We start from the raw sequence: 17,591 nt of genomic DNA, 5'->3' as shown, positions 1-17,591 counted from the left end.
CAGCCACCTTAGAGAGCTGGCCACAGAGTCAGCTTCGACCAGAAACCATGTCTGCTCCTTGTCCTCCGTGACCAAGAACAGCTTAGCCAAACCGCTCCCCCGAAAAAAGAAGCGACCCTAGCCTCGCAACCCGGGGCGGCTGGGTTGGGCTTCTCTGATGAGCTTCCGCCTCACCGGGATGCCCGCTTCCTCCACGGCCGCCATGAAGGCTTCGGTCTTTGCCCGGGGCGGCTCCGGCAGCCCGGTGAGGCGGCTGTCGTAGCCCACGTAGACGCAGAGGGGGCTGATGTCCTTCACCCACCGCAGGAGGGTGTCGGGGTCGAAGTCCATGATGGGCTCCACGGTGACCATCTTCCTCGGCCACCGGAGGGTGGCCATCGCGGCGTAGCGGGCTGAGGGAGGCGGGGCCTTGGAGATCGCCCTGCCCAGCTCGTCCCGGTTGGTTTCGATGGTCGTTCCCAGGATGACGTTGGGGGGGAAGCTGTCCTTCTGGAAGCAGGCGGGATTCTTGGACTGGATGAGAAAAGTACGGTCGGGAAGCTCGGCTATGCGGCGGAGGACGGCGGCCCTCCACTCGGGGCGGGCGAACGTCCAGTCTCCGCAGTCGCAGGCGAAGATAAACTGCCCGGGGCCTGTCCTGGGCAGCCGGCGGCTCAGCCTCTCAGGGTGGAAGTGGGGCTGGTAGCGGATGCAGCCCTCGCAGCCGAAGATGCGGCCGACCCTGGCCACTTGGCGTTGGAAGGATTTCTTGCAGTAGAGGCAGTCGTGCAGGCAGCCGACATACGGATTCCAGGTGTCCCGGGCCTCATGGTACATGCGCTTCGCAGCCAACAGGGGCACCGCTAGAAAAATCTTCGACAGCAAGCCTAAGGCGCTTTCCACGGTAATCCCCGAAAGAATCAGCGCCCTTAAATATGGTGGCTCTAAGAAGCCGCCGGCTCTTTTCCGCCGAGGCCCCTACAAGGTTCGAGGAGCACCCCCAACCACCTCAGACATGGGGCTGGAGTGCACCGAAAACTAGGCATACTCAAAGATTTCGAGGAAGACAGCAGATGGGTTAGCGAAGAATATGAGAAACTTACGCAAAAAATATGAAGGAAAAGCGGAACCAAAGTAATCTCTAATTCTTTTATCCCTTTATCTATGCTCCGACTTTAAAGTCCCCTCAGCTAGTCAAAACTATTATAAAAACGTTAAAACATAATAACTACTATTGGTGTTTTGATTACTTCAGCTTCACGCCAAGTATTTTGCTTACCTGTTCAAGAAAGTCTGCCTTTTTATACACGAGAATTCCTTCTGCGGCGTATCGTTCAAGTCCAAGATCAGTTCTAGATATGACTTTCATAGTCTTCGGCCATGTTGGAAAAGGTACTGTCTCATAGAAATCGCTCCCCCTGTGGCACTCAGAATAACGGAAGTCTTTTTTCACCTCAACAAACTTGCGGAAAGTTCTTGGAAAGAAAAGATCTTGAAGATCTCCGAGAAGTTCGATTACACTTTTTCCTTTGCCTCGTGCTCTCATAGCCTTTACATGTTCTCTTCCGAGCATATACTTCCTATGCGGGTCCCGTTCCATAAGAAGCTTCACACCAGCTTCTAGTTCTCTTCTAAACGCAGAAGGGATGGACATTTTTATGTCTTCACTAATCCCAACGTTAACGCTAAAATCTACGTCGCGGAGATCTAATCGACCATACTTTGTCTGAAAGACTTTAGGATGTTTCAATTGAGCATGCATCCAGTATTCGCTCTCTCTGTCTTTCGGTAACTCTCTTGCGTGATTTCTTTGGACAAGAGCATCTACGAATTTTGGGTCTGTAATCCTATAATCAACATCTAATAGAAAAGTGTCCTCCGCTTGCATGCCCCGAGTATTAATCTCAAAACCTTCTTCAGTAAGAAAGATTGCCTCGGATAGGTCTTGCAATGACCTCAAGGGTCTAAGCCTCACCCTAAGTGGTTTCCCAAAAGGAAACTTAATCTTTTGACTCAAGAATCCACCTGTGGCCTCGAAAGCGATAGAAAAGTGTTGGACTGATTCAGGGCAGAGCACCACGATCTCTTGGTTTAGGACTTTGTAGGAGCCTTTAATTGTTTCGTATATTTTCGACGCAGTCTTGATTATTTCCCCAACGCCTTTTTCCGCTAGAGCAGAACATGTTCCAATAATTGCTCCAATTTCACCAATTTCAACCATCTTCTTCCCTCCTTAAGGGACCCGCTTTCCAATCAAATAGCATGTGAATCGGCACTTCATCACTACCTTCGCATGTTACCGGGATAGAAGGGAGTTCAATAGGGGGATAGTCATTGTAGGCGAGATCAGTAATTTGAATGACTAGATGCATTCGTCCTGAAGTTCTTTTGGCTTTCAGTACATCCACCGAATTTACGAGAATGATTCTTCCCTCACCTATTGAATTTAAATACTCCATGAAGGTTTTCAGCTCAGTTATCAATTGGATATTCTTTAGATATGAAATCGCAACCGCTGAGACGAAGTTGTTATAAAAGCCTTCGCTTTCCTCGAACGCCCTTGCGAGACCATTAAAAACTGATTGAATTATTGCTTTCGTTTTACCGTCAAGAGTAATAGGCTGTTTCAATAAAGACAAGAATTTGTCAATTAGCGAAGAGTGTTCGGGATATTCGGACCTGATAACGTTTAATTTGATTTCCAAGTCGCACACAAATGCCTTTGCAAAATCGTCAATTCCTTGGGGATAATGTCTTTGGAAGTCCCCCTCACCTACTCCAACACTAATAAGCGCAGTTCCATCACCTAGATTCCTTATGCGAATCTTGTCACCAATCTTATAGGAGCGGGTAGAAGAATCATATTTTATGTTGAGTCTAGGGGGGACGCTTTCAAGTTTTAGGGCTGGCCTAAATAGATCAATTTCTCTCGTGAATCGTTCTATAGAAGAGTTTCGCAGATCTAAAATTTCGAATTGTACGCGTTCACGCTTTCTGAAGTCGACTAATATTCTAGAACAGAAGAGGATTCCTAAATATCCGTTTACTTCGAAATCGGTGATTTTAATAGAACGCTCATCAGAGATTTCAATCCCATCTGTTGGAACATTATAAATCGCCTTGACCTCTATTGTTTCTGGGTATCTGATGGATATCTCAACTTTGTCTAACTTATCCCAGATTATATGTGCTGGAAATTCGTCACCCTGAAGACATGTATCAGGCATATAGAGAGACTTTATCTTCGTTTTTCTCTCCGCTCCTAACGATTTCTTAATATGGCAGCGAGATTATACTGTTGCATTCTACCACTTTCCAGCTTTTTTCACCGCTAGAACCATCCTTCTGATGGCTCTTTTATGGTGCCCATTCTTACGTTCACTGGGACGGCGCCGGCCACCGGGTTTTCCCCCGTAACCTCTAACTCAAAGTTGACATACCATACATCTGGTTCAGATTCGGCTCCCTTGACAGCTTCGCCGATTGTTAATTTTACTATCCTTGTTCCGAATTTGTTTTCAAAATATCGACGGGCCAAATTTTTTGCATTATTTTCTTCACTCACACCCACCACCTTCCGGTTTTTCATTGTATATGTGGCTTTTTAAAAACCTTCTGGAAAAGGCAACTTAGTGACTCCGACATTCAACTGTAGCAACACTTACTGTGATTACTGCCCCCTGAAAACTGTTTTGGCTCGCTGAAGGATAGAGGCGGTTTCACCTCGGGACGCAAAAGTTTCCATGGTTTTTACATGGCTGTGCTGATTGGGGTTATTAGGTTGGCTGGAGGTGCCAGTGAGTAGTACATGGCCCAGTCCAGCCCCCAGCAAGTAAACTATCGTGGCAACACCTACGCCGAACAACGCCATACCGAAGAAAAAACAAGGCGCACTTCATTTACTCCGCTCCACAACCACCCTGTCCTCCGGGTTGGGCAGCTCCATGAACCCCAGGCGCAGTCGGCCTTGGAGGCGGCGGTAAAGCCTCTCAGCCGCTTCGCGGGCTTCCTCCACCGTGGGCTGTTCAACGGTGAAGGCGGCCATGACCTCTTTGGCCCCCGGCTCCAGGGAGGCGTAGAGGCCGTTGAGGGTGTCGTCCACGCCTTCGAAGACGGCTCCATGCCGGGCTGCGGCGGCCTGAGCTGCCCTTTTCGCGTCGAGGTAAGGGTCCGGGGAGCGGAGGTGGAAAAAAAGGCGGACGCTGAACTTCACGGCTGGTCCCCGAAAGAAAACTGGCCCCCGCGGCGGGCTTGCCCTGCCTTTCCCCGCCAGGCTGAGGGGCTGCTCCACTCGGCCAGGCGGCGGAGCTCCTCCCTGACCTGCTCTTCGGACATGTTAGGGTTCTGCTGCCTTATCCCGGCCTCGGCGAGGCTGAGGGCGTAGTCGCTGAGGTCGCTGACCACTTGGAGCGGGTCGTAGCCTTTCAGAGCCTCCGCGGAGGCCTTGGCGGCCCGCCGTCTCTCTTCACGCCTCTCCAACTTCAACTCCCTCCTCTTCGAGAAGCTTAACGGCCTTTTCCCTGACTCCCTGCTCCTCCGCCTTTCTGAGCAGATACTGCACGTCGAGGCGGCTTCCCTGCCGGGCTACGATGCTCCGGGCGTCCTCCAGGTCTAGGTCGCTGCCGAGGCGGAGCTTGAGGGCGACCAGCTCCTCCGGGGCGGTGAGGCGCATCGGCCTGCCGTCCACCACCGCCTCCACGGTCCGCCCCAAACCCTCTCCCGGCTGCAGGACTTTGACGTCCAGCCGGTAGGGGGAGAGCGTGTCCTGGACGGTGAAGTGGGTTTTCTCCTCCAAGGACCGCTCCACCCACTCCCAAGGGACGGTGAAGCCGCCTCTGTTCAGCTCCTCGACGAATCTTCTCAGCTTCTCCTCGTCGTGTTCCACCACCAGGTCCACGTCCGCCGTCGCCCTGGCCCTTCCAAAGTAGGGCAGCGCAGCTCCCCCCGTCAAGGCGTAGCTCAGCCCGCTTCTCTCCAGGAGCTCCAAGGCGGCGGAGACCACGTCTCTGAAGCTTCTCCCAAGCGGGGACTGTTTGAACCTTCGGGCTGTCATCCATGAACACTTCCCCTGTTTTCGCATATAAACCTGTCAGACATCCACGGTCAAAATTATGGGTTTGCCTCGGATGTCGCGGAGGGCTTTGACGTTGAGCTCGGCGACAGCCCTCTGCACGCGGGCTAGGCACAGCCACACCTGCCCTTCAGCGTCCACCTGAGCGTCCTTGACCACCGCATAGAGCCTGAGATACTGCACGGTGTATCCCCGAAACGTCCCCCGAAAAATGGGGAGGCTGGGGTTAGCCTTCCAGCTCCTTTTCCACAGCCTCCAGGCTGATGCCCAGCTCGTCGGCCAGCTGCTCGGCTCGGTCCCTCCGGCCTCGCTTCAGCCAAATCTTCACCCACGCCTTCTTAGCCCGCCTTGTGCCTTCGGGCTTGGGCTCGGGTTTTTCGGCTTTCCGCTTCAGGAATCCCGTGAGCCATCGCCTCATCTTTAAAATGTCGGAGACCTCGGGGGCCTGTCCTTCCTTTAGGTCTTCGAGTTTCCATCCGTAGGCTGCGTAGAGTTTGCGGTAGAACTCCTCGTGGACGGCTAGGGCCCGGTCTAGGGTGGCGAGGACGGCTTCGCCGGGTTGGGCTTTCACCCTCTCGGCCAGCTCTCTGACTTTGAGGGTTTCAAGGCCTCGCAGCTCCTCCAGGAGGCCGAGTTTCCTCAGCTCCTCGTCCAGACGGCGCATTTCCTCCCTGTATCGGTCAGCCTCCTCGCTGCGGCTCCACTCGCAGCCTCCGCCTTCTTCCTCGCCAGCCTCCGCCTCCTCCGCCTGCTCGGCGGCAGCGGCCTTGGCAGCCTGCTCAGCTTCTTCGCCTTCCGCCTCCAGCGGCTTCCAGTCGGTGTAGCCGTAGGACGGGTGCTCGCCGAAGGGTTCCTCGGCGACTTCCAGAACCTTCACCACCGGCAGCCCGTAGCGGCCGGCGTGGGCGTAGCTTTTCCGGCTGCGCTCCGCCATGACGTAGAGGGTGGCCTCCTGCCCGGTGTAGGGTTTCTCGGCGGCCAGCAGCCTGCCGGGGTAGTCCCCCTCCGCCGCCTCCAGGGCTTTCAGCAGCCTCCCTGCCAGCTGCTCGGCGTCGTCCTTGGCCGTGTCTCCGCTGCGGCTGAGCAGCCACCCTTTGCCCTTGCTCCGCCTTTTCAGCTTCACCGCCCCCAGGGGCAGGGGCTCCACGCCCTCAGCCGGGTCCGGGGTCAGCTTCAGGGCGGCTCTGCCGTCTTCCAGCAGCCTGGCCGCGGCAGACCGGGGGAGGGTGGCGATTTCACCGGCCTTGAAGCCTTGGGCTCCGTGGAACTGGCCGTCCTCGTCGTAGACTCCCGGGTGGCCCTCCAAGAGCCTGACCGTGACCCGGGGCTCGTATTCGCCTCCGATCCTCGGAGCCAGCCACCCTCGAACCGTCCAGGCGTAGTCCTCGAAGGTGAGGGCCACGGGCTTTTCGGTGGAGAATTCGACGGTGACCAGCTCCGCGGGGAAGGTGAGGAGGTCTTCGAGGAACGAGGCTCCGTAGAGGGCTTTGACGGTTCGGTTGGAGGGGCTGTGGAAGTCCAGCATGTATGCGCCGTGGCGGTCTAGGGTTTTCTCGTAGTCGCCTGTTTCGCTGAACGCCCTGACCAGGAGGGCGTTGGGCGTGGCCTTCAGGACCAGCTGGTCGCTCACCTGCCCCGCCTTCCGCACCGCGTCCAGCAGGGCTCCGCGCATCAGCCTCAGCCGAGCCTCGTGGGCCAGCTTGGGCTCGGGTGGGTCTGCCTCGTCGCTGGGCGGCAGCACCGGCAGGCGGACGGTTTCGCCGTCGAAGCTTACCGCCACATGTTTCTCGTCCACGGAGACGCCGACCTCCACGCCTTTCTTGACGCCTTTGAGCGCCTTCGCCAGGTCTGCCAGGTCCACGGCGAAGCAGCCGGCCTGGGCCACCGCGTATTCGGCGAAGGCCTGGGGCGTCAGCCTGCCCGCGGCCATGGCCACATGGCTGGGGTCCATGTAGGCGAACCGGAGGCCTTCGGCGTCGAGGGTGATGGTGGCCTCTCCGGCCACCCGCTGCATCCAGGCGATGAGGCCTTTGAGGAAGGGGCCGTCGACTCGGAGTCGCCCTTTAGCCTGCTTGGTCGGTTGGTCTGTCTTAGAGCTGTCCATGGGTATCCCCGAAGAGCCGCCCTCAGCTCCGGGAGCCTTAGACATCCGCCTCCAGCAGCCCTGCTCGCTTATCGGGCGGCGGCTGGTCAGGGTCCTGCTCGAAGCATACCCACGCCATCCTTAGGGGCGTGTTCTTCAAAGCGCAGCCTCGTCTTCTGAGGCAAGAGGCACATATCCTCTTATCCCACATCACCCTACCCCGAAAGAGGCCCGCTCGGGCTTGTGAAGGGTGAGGGCTCTCAGCTTCCTGTCGTAGCCGGTAACCTTGAAGCTGGCCGTGGCGTCCGGGTTCAGGTCGATGGTGAGGGTTTTGAGGTCGATGTCCACGGCTCCGCGGCTGGTGTAGATTATCAGGTAGTCGTCCTTGTCGGGGAAAACCCTGTAAACGCCTTTCCCCACCTCTTCAACCTTCAACCTCTTCCTCCTCCACCTTCACGACCTCCGGAAGGCTTTCCCTTACCCTGTAGCCTCTCCTCGCCAGCTCGTCCTCCAAAGCCATGAGCTCGTAGACGTCGTGGCTGCCGAAACACTCAACCACGAACACGGCCTCGTAGAGGCTGAGGTAGCGGCTCTTCAGCTCCTCGTCGCCCAGCTCCTCGAACACGGCGCATCCCCGAATTTTTCAGGTGAGCAGCCGTGGGCAGAACCTTCTCCGAGCGGCTCAGAAAAAGTTTCAGAGAGCTTGCGCCCCGGCGGAAGGCTGGGGGAAAGTTTCTGGTAAAGCACGGGCTGTTGAAGAAGGCTGCGGCCCCACCTTCCTTCGACAGGCTTTCCCCGAAGGCTTTGGAGGCTAGGAAAAAAATCTTCAGCTTCCTCTTCGTAAAGGACGAGTTTAAAACGAAGCCCGAAAGGCTTACCGTAGTGGTTCCCAAGCATAAGGAGAAGCTCTTTGAGTTCCTGAAGGCCTACACACAGTGGGACAGCGTAGGGAAGTGGAGGCGCGACGTCGAAGGGAACACGGTAATAACGGTGGTCTTCTACGACTATCCGAACGACGGCGTAGGCAAGGAGCTGGAGAAGGCTCTGAGGGAATACAACGAGGCGGCGGTGGGAGAAAAGGTGCCGGCTTTCTGGACGGAGCCGGTGAGCGAAACCAGTATATCTCCTCCTGAGGGGGAGGGTCCGGTGCCCAGGGAGCTTATTCCCTACCGCCGAGCTCTATCCAGCTCCGCTTGATTCTCTCAGTCTCCCGCCGCTCTTCTTCGCGCTGCCGTTCCAGCTTCCGCCTGCGCTCTTCCTCAGACTCGAAGAGGTGGGGGTTCCACTTTTTCTCTTCTTCCACGAACTTCCGCCAGTCTTTGGGTCTCAGCTCCTGGAGGATGGCCAGCCAGTCGTCGAAGTACCTCTGGATGAGGTGGTCGCACTTCATGCCATAGGCCCACGAGCGCGGGGGGTCTAGGACGCAGGCCTCAAGCCACAGCAGGTCGACGATGTACCAGCGGTCCTTCCACTCGGCTTTTTTGATCTTCTCCCTCACATACAGGCTCTTGGCGTCTTTGAAGGACTGGTAGCCCAACGGCAGGTCGTAGCTGTGGACCTCCTCGCTTTCATCTCTCTCCAGAAAATGCACCAACCTGTTTCATCCCCCGAAAAAAGGGTTGGGTCGCTCTGTTTAAGCTTTCACCCATTCCAGCACTTTCCTCGATCCCCGAAAGGAAGTTATAGATTCTTTAAGGCGGTTCTGTGAACTTTGTCATGATGACTTAAATATTTTGCTACCGTTATTAATTAAAGGAGATGATAAATGAATAAGAGGTCAGAAATGCTTGATGGCATTTTCTATGATGTACCTATGCCTAAAGGACTTACAATAGAACATTTAGAGAAAACACTGTTAGAAGTTAAGAAAATATTTAAGGCAATAAATGATGGCTCAGCAACTCATGACATTCCACCTCTTGCTCAATTAATTAGACATAATCAATATAGTGGCTTAGTTAGCGATTTTATGACAAGGTTGCTAGATAGGTTAAGCGGGTTTAAAAAACTTCCAAATACGGCTTTTCCAGACCTGAAGAATCCGACTACTGGCGTAGGAATCGAAGTTAAAGCTACGATGAGAAGCCCTTGGAGTACTGTAGGACATAACGTTACAAGCGGTTGGTTTCTTGTAGCTGAATATGACACAGATGATAGAGGACTACCAAGTTTTAGAGTAGTTTGGCTTGGAGAATTATCTGAAGACGACTTCATATGGCGTGGAAGAAGCGATGAAAGCAAGAGGACGATAACGGCTTCTGTTGAGAAAAAATCTTGGGATAAAAAGATGAAAAAAGTCTTTGAACGTAATCTTGGGAAAAGTAACTTAGCATCCTTCTTTTAACAGAAATTCTGTTAACACTAACATTTTACTCCCTTTATTTATTCTCCTTTCAAAGAGCCATGGGTCAACATTTACCCTCGCTAATTGAGGAATAGCTTTAAGGGCCATTTCATAATATTCAGGGTTAACCTCTATGCCAATACCGTCAAAACCTAGGGCTTCGATAGCCGCTATGGTTGAACCAGCTCCACAAAATGGATCAAGCACTTTTCCTTCATTAAGTGGCACTACTGCTCGTATTATTCTACGCATAAAACTTTGGGGTTTAAGTGTAGGGTGGGGTGCTATAGCCTCCTCCTCTTTGGGGGTTCTTTCACTCGGTATAACGTCAGGGAACGGTCTTCCGTCGGGTTCTCTTTTTAAGGCCCCGGACTTCCATTTTTTCAAGTTCTCCGCCACTGTTGACCCTTTCTCGATAGGTTTTCGGAATATCGCCCAAGGCTCCCAATGTGCTCTAGGTATCGTAGACAATTCCTTAAATTCTTCTTCTGCATTTTTGGGTCTAAATCCTCCCCTTAACGTTTGAACAAGTCTGACTATTACGCCTCTAGGCTCAAACCCCCCTTCTATGATGGCATGTGCAACCGTAGGAAGAAAAATTGGTGTTGAGGCTATTACAAGATGCCCGCCAGGTACAAGCACCCTATAAGCCAGTTTAGCCCAATTGTGAAAGAAGTTAAACATAATTTTATGATGTTCTGCCGAGAAAACTGTAAAGCGAGGTAATGGATTCCTCTCAACCCCCCCTATTTTAGGTGGTATACGCCATACCCCTCCGCTCCCACGTTTCATTTTCTCTAAGTTTTCACGTTTAAACTCTTCTAGACTGTAGGGTGGATCAGTAACTATGGCTATAAACTCGTTAGGTTCACATTTCTTCATCCATTCAAAACAATCCGCAAGATAAACTTTCCACATACTATTTTCCCCATTATTCAATTTCTCTTAATCTAGCTCTCTAAGGGAGTTTCTTCTCTTGCTCAAGCTTTGACCTCCCTAACCTTCTCGAGAATACCTTTTTCTGAAAGGTAAGCCATTATTATGTTTCTTAAAATTTCAGAACTTTTTCCTCCAAGCTTACCTTTAAACTCCTTTTCTATGACTTCCCAAACACCCTCAGGTAAGCAGACTAAGACTCTTTTCAATACCCTTGAGCCTCTCAAAGTATAATATAATATCCTTAGATATATAGTTTATGATGTTTCTGTGATACTTTCACTCGCTTTCCTCACAAACTGTTCGTACTCTTTCGGAGAACACGCTATTTTCTTCCGAATGGAAGTTTTCAGCCTCTCGACGTGCCTTCTGTCGGCGTAGGACCTGAAGAGTTTAGCTAAAGCGGTGAACTGGGCTTCATATTTTTTGAAGCTCAAGACTACCCCCGACGGTGTGGAACTTTCCTAACCCCGAAAGGTCAGGCGGCCGCCTTCCCTAAGCTTCCTCCACTCTGTAGACGCATCCAGCCCGAGGGTTGCTCATGCTGCCCTCGGTCAGGGCCGCAGCCGCCCTCTCCGCTTCCTCCAAGCTGTCGTAGTAGGCCGCCGTCAGCCTCCGCCCTCCAACCTCGGTGACCACGGCGAACCTGGAGGGCTTCAGAAACTCGCAGCCTCCGCACAGCCGCCGGGAGGGCCTGTCCACGGTTTCGAGGGAGTGCCCGTGCGGGCACAGCCTCAGACCCCTGTCTTCGACGAGGCTTTTAGCCGCACATTTCAAGACGGTTCCCCGGAAATTGCGGGGCTAGTGAAAGATGATTTCGATTTCGTTTTCCTGGTCAAAGGAAGACCGGTCTTCGACGTAGACGCCCTGCTTCCTGTCAGCGTAGTAGCAGATGCCCAGCTTCCGGTCTGAGCCCGTTCTTTCCAGCCTCAGCCTCCTCCCTGTCTTCGGATGGTAGACGGTGATGGTGTCGGCCACGGTCATCCCCGAAAGGGCCGCCTTCACGGCTCGATCTTCGGCTCCTCCATCACCCGGTAGCCGGGGAGATACTCATCGCAGACCTCCGCCAGCCTCCTGGCGTCGAAGGGCGGCTTGCCCTGTCCGTCCTTGCCCTTGAAGCTTTCCAGCAGCGGGGCGACGGCCCTGAAGACGGCGCAGATGTTGAGGTGGGCGCAGCGGGTGCAAGACCGACGGTCTTTCAGCTCGACGCCGGGAGGCGTCTTAACCTGAACCTGCATTTTGATTCTCCCCGAAAAACGCCGAGGGCTAAAGGAGCTTCAGCTCGTCGCGGACGCCGTTTCAGGCTCCAGCATCTGGATGAGGCTTTTCAGTAATCTGCGCCCAAAGTTTGACAGCGCATAATGAGAGTCGTGGGGCGTTCCAGGGGCGTCGATACCGAAGTTACGGGCTTCCGGCGTGTTCGGTTGGCTAAAGCCTTGATGGGTTCGATGAGTTCCTGGGGAAAATCCGTCTGAGCCATCACCGAGCCTCCTGGGGACGCATCCGTCCCCCCGAAAAAAAGGGTTCAGCGCACAGGGCAGGTCAGGTCCTCTTTTTGGGGTAAGGCAGAGGTTTCAGTCCTCTTCCTTTCCTGGTTACGTTGTAGATGTCCCAGAAGATTTTTTGAAGGTCGCAGAGCTCCGTTCGGGCTGTGACCATGGGCGCTCCCCGAAACGGCGAGGCTAAGGCTTAGGGAGGGCGAACACGATTTCGGTTTTAAGGGCTTCGTAGACGTCCCACAGAACCGCTCTCTCCAGCTCCCTGCTTCTGAGCCTCCGGCTGCTGAGGAGGCGTAGGAGGAAGCGTCGATGGGCGTTTTGCACGGCTCGCAGATAGGTCCAGGCGTTGAGGATTTGGAAGGGATTGGGCACGTGGTCAAGCGTAGGCTCAACCGAGGCCGGGTTTCTCACGCAGGTTCCCCCGAAACAGGCGGCACGGTTCACCGTGCCAGGGGCAGGGCTGCGTGGAGGACGTTGAACTGGTCGAGCTTGGTGGAGATGTCCGACTTGGCGTTGTGCCAGATGGCGGCGCTGACGGAATTGTAGGCGTCCCAGAGGGTTGCCTGGGGGCTGAACCCCTTCAGCGCCCTGCGGCCGTCTTCGAGGGTTTCGACTTCGATGAAGTCGGGCAGCACCCGGAGGGGCAGCTCCGACTCGGCTATCCGGCGGGCTACGGGTTCGCTGAGCCGTTCGAGGGCCATCCGCCGGTAGGCTTCCAGGACCTCCCGCCCCCGGTCCACCACCCTGAGGATGGTGTCCTGGAGGCTGGGCCTGTCCACCCTGAGCCTGGAGGTGTGGCGCTGGTAGACCCAGGCCAGCACCCGCCGCTCGTCGAAGGGCATGGAGTAGCCGCGGAGGCCCATCAGCACCATGTTGGCGCAGGCGTTTTCCGGTCTTACAGCCGCCCTTTTTAAGACTTCCACCCACTTCCGGGCGACTGTTAAGACTGTCGGAACGTGAAGGCGCCAACACCGAAGCCGCAGCTGCCGTCTATGCTGTTGTGCACGGCGAAGCCCAGGTGCACCGTGTCGACGCCCTCCACCTTCACCGGCTCGTCGAAGGCGTAGAGGGCGTGAACCTGCGTCTCAGCCCGGTTGTAGATGACGTGGTTGCCCATGGGGGCGAACCAGCGGCCTCGGAACTCGGTGAAGGGCTTGGCCCCCAGGGCTTCAGCGGTCTCGTCCGCCAGCTGGACAACCTCCTCGTTGGGCAGGAGGCGGTAGCCCCGGCCGGCTATCTGAACCAGCTGGCCTTTGCGGATGACGGCCTTGTAGCCGGAGGGCTGGCCTCCGTAGGCTATGGGCACCTCCACGATGCCGTAGCGCTCCCAGGTCAGGTCGGCGGCCCGGTCGAACCTGAGGCTTCCCACACCCCTGGCCGCCAGCTCCTCGGGGCCCAGAGGCTGGTACGCTGAGGCTTTGACGGGCTTGGGAGGCTCGACGCCTTCCCTACGGCCCAGGATGGTGAGGTAGGCCTTCTGCCCGGCGGTCAACCGGCCGGGGTCGGAGACACCCAGCTTCTTCAGGTAGGCTTGCTGGCTTGGGGTTAAACTTCGGCCTTCCATGGTGGTCCCCGAAAGGAAAAACCGGGGTCAGGTCGGCCTCAGCCTTCGCCTCAAGGCCGCCCGTCTGGCAGCCCGCCGTCGCCGCTCCCTTTCAGGAGCTTCCATGCTGAGCTTTTCCAGTTCATCCAAAGTCCACTGATGGCAGCCTCTGGAGGCGACGACGACAACCCGGTGGATGAAGTCGGGGAAGGGCTCGCCGCCTCTCCAAGTCCAGCAGGATATGTCCGCGGGGAAGAAGATTTTATAGGACGCCAGCTTAGGGTTGACGACCTCAAAATAGCTGACTGTTTCAGGGTCACCCCGCCTCTTCGAGGGCGTCTACGATGGCTTCTTTGTCGACGCGGTATTTTTCCGCCAGGCAGTCCAGGTAGGCGGGGTTGTCGCCCAGGGCCCACTCCCACTCGGTGAAGCCGCACCGGAAGCACCGGCTCCAGACTCCTCGGCCGTCGACGACCAGCCGGACGGTTTTCTCCCCCTCGCACTCGTAGCAGTCAGCCGAGCCTAAGATGGGCATAAAATCCCCGAAAAAAATGGAGCCAGCCTTTGGGGCCGGTGGGCTGAAACCGCCCTAAACCCCACGCCACTTTTCAGCCTACCTTAGTCGCTGGTTGAAGCGGGGTAGGCGTGGACTTACAGGGGACCCGGTTTCCCCGAAACTGGAAGCTTACGTCTCCGTCCACCGGTGGTTGCAGCGGGAGCAGTGCCAAAACTGGACAGGCCGCCCCATGGGGTCTAGCTCCTGCCGCATGTCCAGGATGGCGTTGGAGCAGCGAGGGCAGAGCTTCACGGTTCCCCCTCCCCGAAAGAGAAAGGGCCTGCTTCGGGAATCTGCTCCAAGGCTAGGTCTTCAGGCCTCAGCTGCTTGTCCTCCCTGAACCTGACCAACACCGGAGACTTGAGGCTGAAGAAGCTTCTGGGCTGCCGGGCTGCGTACCGGCGGCCGTCCCAGCGCCAGACCTGCCGCAGGCCGGGGTATACGTCGAAGCACCTCACCTCGGCTACGAGCACCGGCCTGACGTGGTAGGCTTCCCGGTCTTCGCCCACCGCGAAGTGCTTGACCAAGGCGTGGAGCCTCCGCCCGGTCTCCGGGTCGATGCCGCTGGAGACATCGCCCACATGGACCAGGTCGCCCTCCGGGCTCATCAAGGCCAGGCGGAGGCTTGTCACCACGCTTCCCACCCTCAGCCGCTCGGTCTTTTTGACGCCCACCACCGCGGCGTCCACGGTGAGCTCCGGCTTGACTTTGAAGCCTCCCCGGGGCGTCCGGGCTACGACGCCCTCGTAGCCGCGGCCCTCCACCCACTCCTTCCAGAAGGCTTCCGCCTCCTGCAGGCCGACCACCCGCCGGTAGGGCAGAGGCCCCGCCAGGCGGCTGGCTGCAAGCCAAGACTCCAGCCTCCCCCATCTGCCAGGGCCAGTCGTTCTTGACCCCGGCGCCGTTGACCGCCAGGAGGGTGAAGAAGCCTAGCTTCACCGCCTCGGGCTTCCGGGTCAGGGTCTTTCTGAACTCCGGCAGGCGGAGGCCCTCCGCGTACAGCTCGGCCAAGGCCTCCAAGCTTCGAAGCCTCTTGGCCTTGAGGGCCTCGGCGAACTCTCGGAGGCAGGGCAGCCCCCTGTGGACGGTGCCCCAGCGGTTCACCGCCTCGGCCTCTCCGCCCTCAAACTTCACCAAGGCCAGCTCTCCGTCGGCTTTCACCTGAAGCCACGTGTCGCCTGTAAACGGGACTTCCCTGAGACTTCGCAGAGCCTTCAGTTTGGGTTTAAGCTCAGCCACTTCCATGCTCACGGCTGTCCCCGAAAGGATGACCTCCAGAGGAATGGTGCACCAGAGTGTCGCACAGCCTAGAGTTATCATCGGGTCGCTCCCTTTGTGCTGGGTTTGGGTTTGAAGTTTATGGGGCCGTTGGGGAATAGGTCGAAAAGGTCTGCGTCGCATTTGGGACATTTTGTGTAGCCTTCGCCAGATTTTTCGTCTGAAAGGTAGGTTCCGGCAGACGGGTCGAAGACGTAGTATTCGCTGGTATCAAAGTAGACTCCGTTAAGGGGTTCACCGCATTCAGGACATTTAGGAGGTCCCATAGACATCTAAACCACCTCGGTAGTCCGGGGCACTAGGGTACGGCCAATCAACCCCGAAAGGCCGGGCGGAAACTTGCTCCTTCAGTTTCTCCGCGTATCCCTTTTTCACAGCCCCCTTCAAGGAGTAGCCGTGCGTGGCCATGTGCATCCTTCCCTTCCGTCCGCCGTGGTGAAGGTTCCGCCGCAGATTTTGCGGCGGTATGCGGTGTGTTTCTTGGGTGGGTTGAGCAGGAGCCTGTACTGGTCAAGCCTGAGGCTGATGAAGTCCCAGGCGTCCGCCAGCCGGGCTTCGCCCAGGTTGTAGGCTTCGAGCAGGTCTTTAACCCGCTCGAGGTCGGCTATGAAGGACCTGAGCAGCCGCTTTTCCGCCATCCTCGCCCCCGAAAACGCTGGGCTTGAATTTTCCGTCCTCGTAGTCGAAGGCCTCCGCGTAGGCTTCCCAGTGGGCTTGGCACATGGAGAGGCCGTTGCCGAAGAACACAGCAGGGCTTCCCCTGCACTCCGGGCAGCGGCTCAGCTGTCGGAGGAGCCCCCTGACGGTTCTAGCCCTCCTCACGTCGAACCCCGAAAGAGCACCGGGGGGCTACGCCGGCTCCACGGTTACCTTTATCCGGTCTCCGAGGCCGTATTTCTGCACGGCCCATTTTTCGATGTACACCGTTCGCAGAGTCGTCGGGTTTTCGCCGGCCTCCTCCCGGTAGCGGACAGTTCCAGGCGTCGTCTTCTCCTTCACAAACACGGCTACCAGAGGCATGGTCTTCCCCGAAAAACGGGAGCTCTCGCCTACTCCGCGGGCTCCCATATTTCCCTCCTGCCTCGAAACCTCCGCCCTTCGAAGACCTCCTCCACAATATATGCATGGTGTTGCAGAACGTAGCGGACGAAGTTTCTGTCCATTTTAGCCGTCTCCGGCAGACCAGTCCTCGTAACGATTTCAAGGTTTCCGCCTGGAACCTCCTTGACGGAGACGCCGATACCGTAGATGCTGTTGAGTGCAAGGAGGTGAGCTTTAACCTTCGAGGCGGACCCGTACAAAATCGAATTCTTGGGCTGGACGACGAACCTCGTCCTGAAAAAGTCGTAACGCTTCCTGCCCACGGTTGCTCCCCGAAAATAAGGGCGACTATTCCTCCTCTTCCAGGTTGACTGTTGTGCTGCACGACGGGCAGGCTGGCTCACGGTTTCTCTGCCGCAGTCGACGCATTTTCCCAAAGGCTGGCCCCCTCTTCCCCCGAAAAAAGACCCCCTCGGTTAAGGGTAGCTTTCCGGCTCGAGGACGATGACGGCGCAGCCTCTGCGCTTTATGACCCTGGCAGGCTCAAAGCGGACTGTTTCCAGGTACTCGCTGGCCAGCTCCATGAGGGCGGCGCTGCCCATCTTGTCGACGCCTTCGCCTGCCACCAGAAGCGTAGGCTTCCTCTTGACGCCGACGCGGAAAACCATGTCGGTCTGCCCCCGAGAACGGGGATAAACGGGGTTTCCGCCCGCTGCCCGAAATTTAGGCTAAGGCTTCCTCCAAAGCCTTGGCCTTATCCTCTTGGCCTCGCCTCCGGTAGATTTTAACCCACGCCCTGCGGGCTCTGAGGCTGGCTGAAGCCCGGTTTGGGGGCTGAAGCACTCCGAGGCCTTCCTCTCCGCGCCGCTGCCTTTCCCTTTCAGCCCGCTTCCTGTAAATCCACCGCTTCAGCTCCCGGAGCTTCTCCTGCTCGTAATCTGAGAGCTCCTTGACCTCGATTTCTGAGGGAACCCGGAGCCTGCCGCGGGCAACCTTACCGAGGAGGTAGGAGTAGATTCTCGTCCACTTCTCGGAGGGCGGCACGCTCAGGAAGGCCGTGTACAGGTAGGCCAGAGCCTCGGCGTCGCCGGCCTCCTCGACGGCTTCACCCTTCAGCCTCCTCAGGTTCTCGGCGAGCCTCTGTAGCTTTATCTCTGCGACCAGCCACTCTGGAACGGTGTCTCCCCAACCGCCTTGGTGGGTGATGATGGTGGGGGATAGCGCGAAGGCTAGGTCGGTGAAGAGCTTTTCCAATTCGTTC

At 56.5% G+C, this 17,591-nt stretch carries 35 protein-coding genes; 4 read left to right on the top strand and 31 right to left on the bottom strand.

The annotated features are described in order from the left end of the window. Positions 1-117 precede the first annotated feature (117 nt). A complete protein-coding gene (locus BWM17_RS04385) occupies positions 118-816 on the bottom strand; it encodes a DUF5131 family protein (RefSeq protein WP_309492718.1) in 699 nt (232 codons plus the stop codon). Here BWM17_RS04385 and BWM17_RS04380 point away from each other — a divergent pair. Continuing rightward, entirely contained in the window at positions 794-1,021 is a 228-nt protein-coding gene (locus tag BWM17_RS04380) for a hypothetical protein (protein WP_309492717.1), read from the top strand. The two genes, BWM17_RS04385 and BWM17_RS04380, sit on opposite strands and share 23 nt — an antisense overlap. A 204-nt stretch (positions 1,022-1,225) precedes the next feature. Here the strand turns inward: BWM17_RS04380 and BWM17_RS04375 are convergent, their stop codons facing one another. The 10 genes from BWM17_RS04375 to BWM17_RS04330 form a co-directional block, all read right to left on the bottom strand. After that, entirely contained in the window at positions 1,226-2,200 is a 975-nt protein-coding gene (locus BWM17_RS04375; protein WP_309492716.1) for a hypothetical protein, read from the bottom strand. Beyond that, a complete protein-coding gene (locus tag BWM17_RS04370) occupies positions 2,193-3,206 on the bottom strand; it encodes a hypothetical protein (RefSeq protein ID WP_309492715.1) in 1,014 nt (337 codons plus the stop codon). The genes BWM17_RS04375 and BWM17_RS04370 overlap by 8 nt, the downstream gene beginning before the upstream one ends. 104 nt (positions 3,207-3,310) lie before the next feature. Next, positions 3,311-3,544, bottom strand: a complete 234-nt coding sequence (locus BWM17_RS04365; protein WP_309492714.1) for a hypothetical protein — start codon at positions 3,542-3,544, stop codon at positions 3,311-3,313. A 330-nt stretch (positions 3,545-3,874) separates the two neighbouring features. Further along, positions 3,875-4,192: a hypothetical protein gene (locus BWM17_RS04360; protein ID WP_309492713.1), complete on the bottom strand. Its 318-nt coding sequence runs from the start codon at positions 4,190-4,192 to the stop codon at positions 3,875-3,877. After that, a complete protein-coding gene (locus BWM17_RS04355) occupies positions 4,189-4,458 on the bottom strand; it encodes a hypothetical protein (protein WP_309492712.1) in 270 nt (89 codons plus the stop codon). The genes BWM17_RS04360 and BWM17_RS04355 overlap by 4 nt, the downstream gene beginning before the upstream one ends. Further along, the gene (locus BWM17_RS04350) at positions 4,445-5,032 is read right to left on the bottom strand and encodes a hypothetical protein (protein WP_309492711.1); all 588 of its coding nucleotides are present in this window, start codon (positions 5,030-5,032) and stop codon (positions 4,445-4,447) included. The genes BWM17_RS04355 and BWM17_RS04350 overlap by 14 nt, the downstream gene beginning before the upstream one ends. Positions 5,033-5,068: 36 nt before the next feature. Beyond that, the gene (locus BWM17_RS04345) at positions 5,069-5,233 is read right to left on the bottom strand and encodes a hypothetical protein (protein WP_309492710.1); all 165 of its coding nucleotides are present in this window, start codon (positions 5,231-5,233) and stop codon (positions 5,069-5,071) included. A gap of 43 nt (positions 5,234-5,276) precedes the next feature. Then, positions 5,277-7,199 (bottom strand): hypothetical protein, encoded by a 1,923-nt coding sequence (locus BWM17_RS04340; protein ID WP_309492709.1) that lies wholly within the window; start codon positions 7,197-7,199, stop codon positions 5,277-5,279. 144 nt (positions 7,200-7,343) lie between these two features. Further along, positions 7,344-7,568 carry a hypothetical protein gene (locus BWM17_RS04335; protein ID WP_309492708.1) on the bottom strand — a complete coding sequence of 75 codons (225 nt, stop codon included), beginning with the start codon at positions 7,566-7,568 and terminating at the stop codon, positions 7,344-7,346. After that, positions 7,558-7,758 carry a hypothetical protein gene (locus BWM17_RS04330; RefSeq protein WP_309492707.1) on the bottom strand — a complete coding sequence of 67 codons (201 nt, stop codon included), beginning with the start codon at positions 7,756-7,758 and terminating at the stop codon, positions 7,558-7,560. Before BWM17_RS04330 ends, BWM17_RS04335 begins: the two co-directional genes overlap by 11 nt. A gap of 32 nt (positions 7,759-7,790) precedes the next feature. Between BWM17_RS04330 and BWM17_RS04325 the strand changes: the two genes are divergently transcribed. After that, positions 7,791-8,330, top strand: a complete 540-nt coding sequence (locus BWM17_RS04325) for a hypothetical protein (protein WP_309492706.1) — start codon at positions 7,791-7,793, stop codon at positions 8,328-8,330. On the opposite strand, the gene BWM17_RS04320 is transcribed toward BWM17_RS04325, so the two are convergent. Then, positions 8,293-8,727: a hypothetical protein gene (locus BWM17_RS04320; RefSeq protein ID WP_309492705.1), complete on the bottom strand. Its 435-nt coding sequence runs from the start codon at positions 8,725-8,727 to the stop codon at positions 8,293-8,295. The genes BWM17_RS04325 and BWM17_RS04320 overlap by 38 nt on opposite strands. A gap of 171 nt (positions 8,728-8,898) precedes the next feature. Between BWM17_RS04320 and BWM17_RS04315 the strand changes: the two genes are divergently transcribed. Next, entirely contained in the window at positions 8,899-9,477 is a 579-nt protein-coding gene (locus tag BWM17_RS04315) for a hypothetical protein (protein WP_309492703.1), read from the top strand. Here the strand turns inward: BWM17_RS04315 and BWM17_RS04310 are convergent. The 12 genes from BWM17_RS04310 to BWM17_RS04255 all read right to left on the bottom strand — a co-directional run bounded on the left by BWM17_RS04310 (position 9,460) and on the right by BWM17_RS04255 (position 14,817). After that, complete coding sequence (locus BWM17_RS04310) at positions 9,460-10,359, bottom strand: DNA-methyltransferase (protein ID WP_309492702.1); 900 nt, start codon at positions 10,357-10,359, stop codon at positions 9,460-9,462. The genes BWM17_RS04315 and BWM17_RS04310 overlap by 18 nt on opposite strands. Before the next feature lie 98 nt (positions 10,360-10,457). Beyond that, the gene (locus tag BWM17_RS04305) at positions 10,458-10,640 is read right to left on the bottom strand and encodes a hypothetical protein (RefSeq protein ID WP_309492701.1); all 183 of its coding nucleotides are present in this window, start codon (positions 10,638-10,640) and stop codon (positions 10,458-10,460) included. Between the two features lie 30 nt (positions 10,641-10,670). Then, positions 10,671-10,850 carry a hypothetical protein gene (locus BWM17_RS04300; protein ID WP_309492700.1) on the bottom strand — a complete coding sequence of 60 codons (180 nt, stop codon included), beginning with the start codon at positions 10,848-10,850 and terminating at the stop codon, positions 10,671-10,673. A gap of 58 nt (positions 10,851-10,908) precedes the next feature. Next, the gene (locus BWM17_RS04295; RefSeq protein ID WP_309492699.1) at positions 10,909-11,190 is read right to left on the bottom strand and encodes a hypothetical protein; all 282 of its coding nucleotides are present in this window, start codon (positions 11,188-11,190) and stop codon (positions 10,909-10,911) included. Positions 11,191-11,214: 24 nt separating this feature from the next. Next, positions 11,215-11,418, bottom strand: a complete 204-nt coding sequence (locus BWM17_RS04290; protein ID WP_309492697.1) for a hypothetical protein — start codon at positions 11,416-11,418, stop codon at positions 11,215-11,217. After that, positions 11,415-11,651, bottom strand: coding sequence for a hypothetical protein (locus BWM17_RS04285; protein ID WP_309492696.1), 237 nt, complete (start codon positions 11,649-11,651; stop codon positions 11,415-11,417). The genes BWM17_RS04290 and BWM17_RS04285 overlap by 4 nt, the downstream gene beginning before the upstream one ends. A 444-nt stretch (positions 11,652-12,095) precedes the next feature. Beyond that, entirely contained in the window at positions 12,096-12,323 is a 228-nt protein-coding gene (locus BWM17_RS04280; protein WP_309492695.1) for a hypothetical protein, read from the bottom strand. A 29-nt stretch (positions 12,324-12,352) separates the two neighbouring features. Next, positions 12,353-12,784, bottom strand: a complete 432-nt coding sequence (locus BWM17_RS04275; protein WP_309492694.1) for a hypothetical protein — start codon at positions 12,782-12,784, stop codon at positions 12,353-12,355. A 68-nt stretch (positions 12,785-12,852) separates the two neighbouring features. Beyond that, on the bottom strand, positions 12,853-13,476 hold the full coding sequence (locus BWM17_RS04270; RefSeq protein WP_309492693.1) for a hypothetical protein: 624 nt from the start codon (positions 13,474-13,476) through the stop codon (positions 12,853-12,855). A gap of 295 nt (positions 13,477-13,771) precedes the next feature. Continuing rightward, positions 13,772-13,990, bottom strand: coding sequence for a hypothetical protein (locus BWM17_RS04265; protein WP_309492692.1), 219 nt, complete (start codon positions 13,988-13,990; stop codon positions 13,772-13,774). 150 nt (positions 13,991-14,140) lie between these two features. Next, positions 14,141-14,263: a hypothetical protein gene (locus BWM17_RS04260; RefSeq protein ID WP_309492691.1), complete on the bottom strand. Its 123-nt coding sequence runs from the start codon at positions 14,261-14,263 to the stop codon at positions 14,141-14,143. After that, positions 14,260-14,817 carry a hypothetical protein gene (locus BWM17_RS04255; RefSeq protein ID WP_309492690.1) on the bottom strand — a complete coding sequence of 186 codons (558 nt, stop codon included), beginning with the start codon at positions 14,815-14,817 and terminating at the stop codon, positions 14,260-14,262. Before BWM17_RS04255 ends, BWM17_RS04260 begins: the two co-directional genes overlap by 4 nt. Before the next feature lie 113 nt (positions 14,818-14,930). Between BWM17_RS04255 and BWM17_RS04250 the strand changes: the two genes are divergently transcribed. After that, complete coding sequence (locus BWM17_RS04250) at positions 14,931-15,176, top strand: hypothetical protein (protein WP_309492689.1); 246 nt, start codon at positions 14,931-14,933, stop codon at positions 15,174-15,176. Positions 15,177-15,327: 151 nt separating this feature from the next. Here the strand turns inward: BWM17_RS04250 and BWM17_RS04245 are convergent, their stop codons facing one another. The 7 genes from BWM17_RS04245 to BWM17_RS04215 all read right to left on the bottom strand — a co-directional run bounded on the left by BWM17_RS04245 (position 15,328) and on the right by BWM17_RS04215 (position 17,584). After that, a complete protein-coding gene (locus tag BWM17_RS04245) occupies positions 15,328-15,561 on the bottom strand; it encodes a hypothetical protein (RefSeq protein WP_309492688.1) in 234 nt (77 codons plus the stop codon). A gap of 111 nt (positions 15,562-15,672) precedes the next feature. After that, positions 15,673-15,927 (bottom strand): hypothetical protein, encoded by a 255-nt coding sequence (locus BWM17_RS04240; RefSeq protein ID WP_309492687.1) that lies wholly within the window; start codon positions 15,925-15,927, stop codon positions 15,673-15,675. Continuing rightward, positions 15,875-16,111 (bottom strand): hypothetical protein, encoded by a 237-nt coding sequence (locus tag BWM17_RS04235; protein ID WP_309492686.1) that lies wholly within the window; start codon positions 16,109-16,111, stop codon positions 15,875-15,877. Before BWM17_RS04235 ends, BWM17_RS04240 begins: the two co-directional genes overlap by 53 nt. A 27-nt stretch (positions 16,112-16,138) precedes the next feature. Then, positions 16,139-16,357, bottom strand: a complete 219-nt coding sequence (locus BWM17_RS04230; protein ID WP_309492685.1) for a hypothetical protein — start codon at positions 16,355-16,357, stop codon at positions 16,139-16,141. Then, a complete protein-coding gene (locus tag BWM17_RS04225) occupies positions 16,339-16,653 on the bottom strand; it encodes a hypothetical protein (protein ID WP_309492684.1) in 315 nt (104 codons plus the stop codon). Before BWM17_RS04225 ends, BWM17_RS04230 begins: the two co-directional genes overlap by 19 nt. 153 nt (positions 16,654-16,806) lie before the next feature. Next, the gene (locus BWM17_RS04220) at positions 16,807-16,998 is read right to left on the bottom strand and encodes a hypothetical protein (protein WP_309492683.1); all 192 of its coding nucleotides are present in this window, start codon (positions 16,996-16,998) and stop codon (positions 16,807-16,809) included. Between the two features lie 55 nt (positions 16,999-17,053). After that, positions 17,054-17,584, bottom strand: coding sequence for a hypothetical protein (locus BWM17_RS04215; protein WP_309492682.1), 531 nt, complete (start codon positions 17,582-17,584; stop codon positions 17,054-17,056). Between the last annotated feature and the right edge of the window lie 7 nt (positions 17,585-17,591).

Source organism: Candidatus Hecatella orcuttiae (genome assembly GCF_002009985.1).
Lineage (GTDB): Archaea > Thermoproteota > Bathyarchaeia > Hecatellales > Hecatellaceae > Hecatella > Hecatella orcuttiae.
This window is presented reverse-complemented; position numbering and strand designations above follow the sequence as displayed.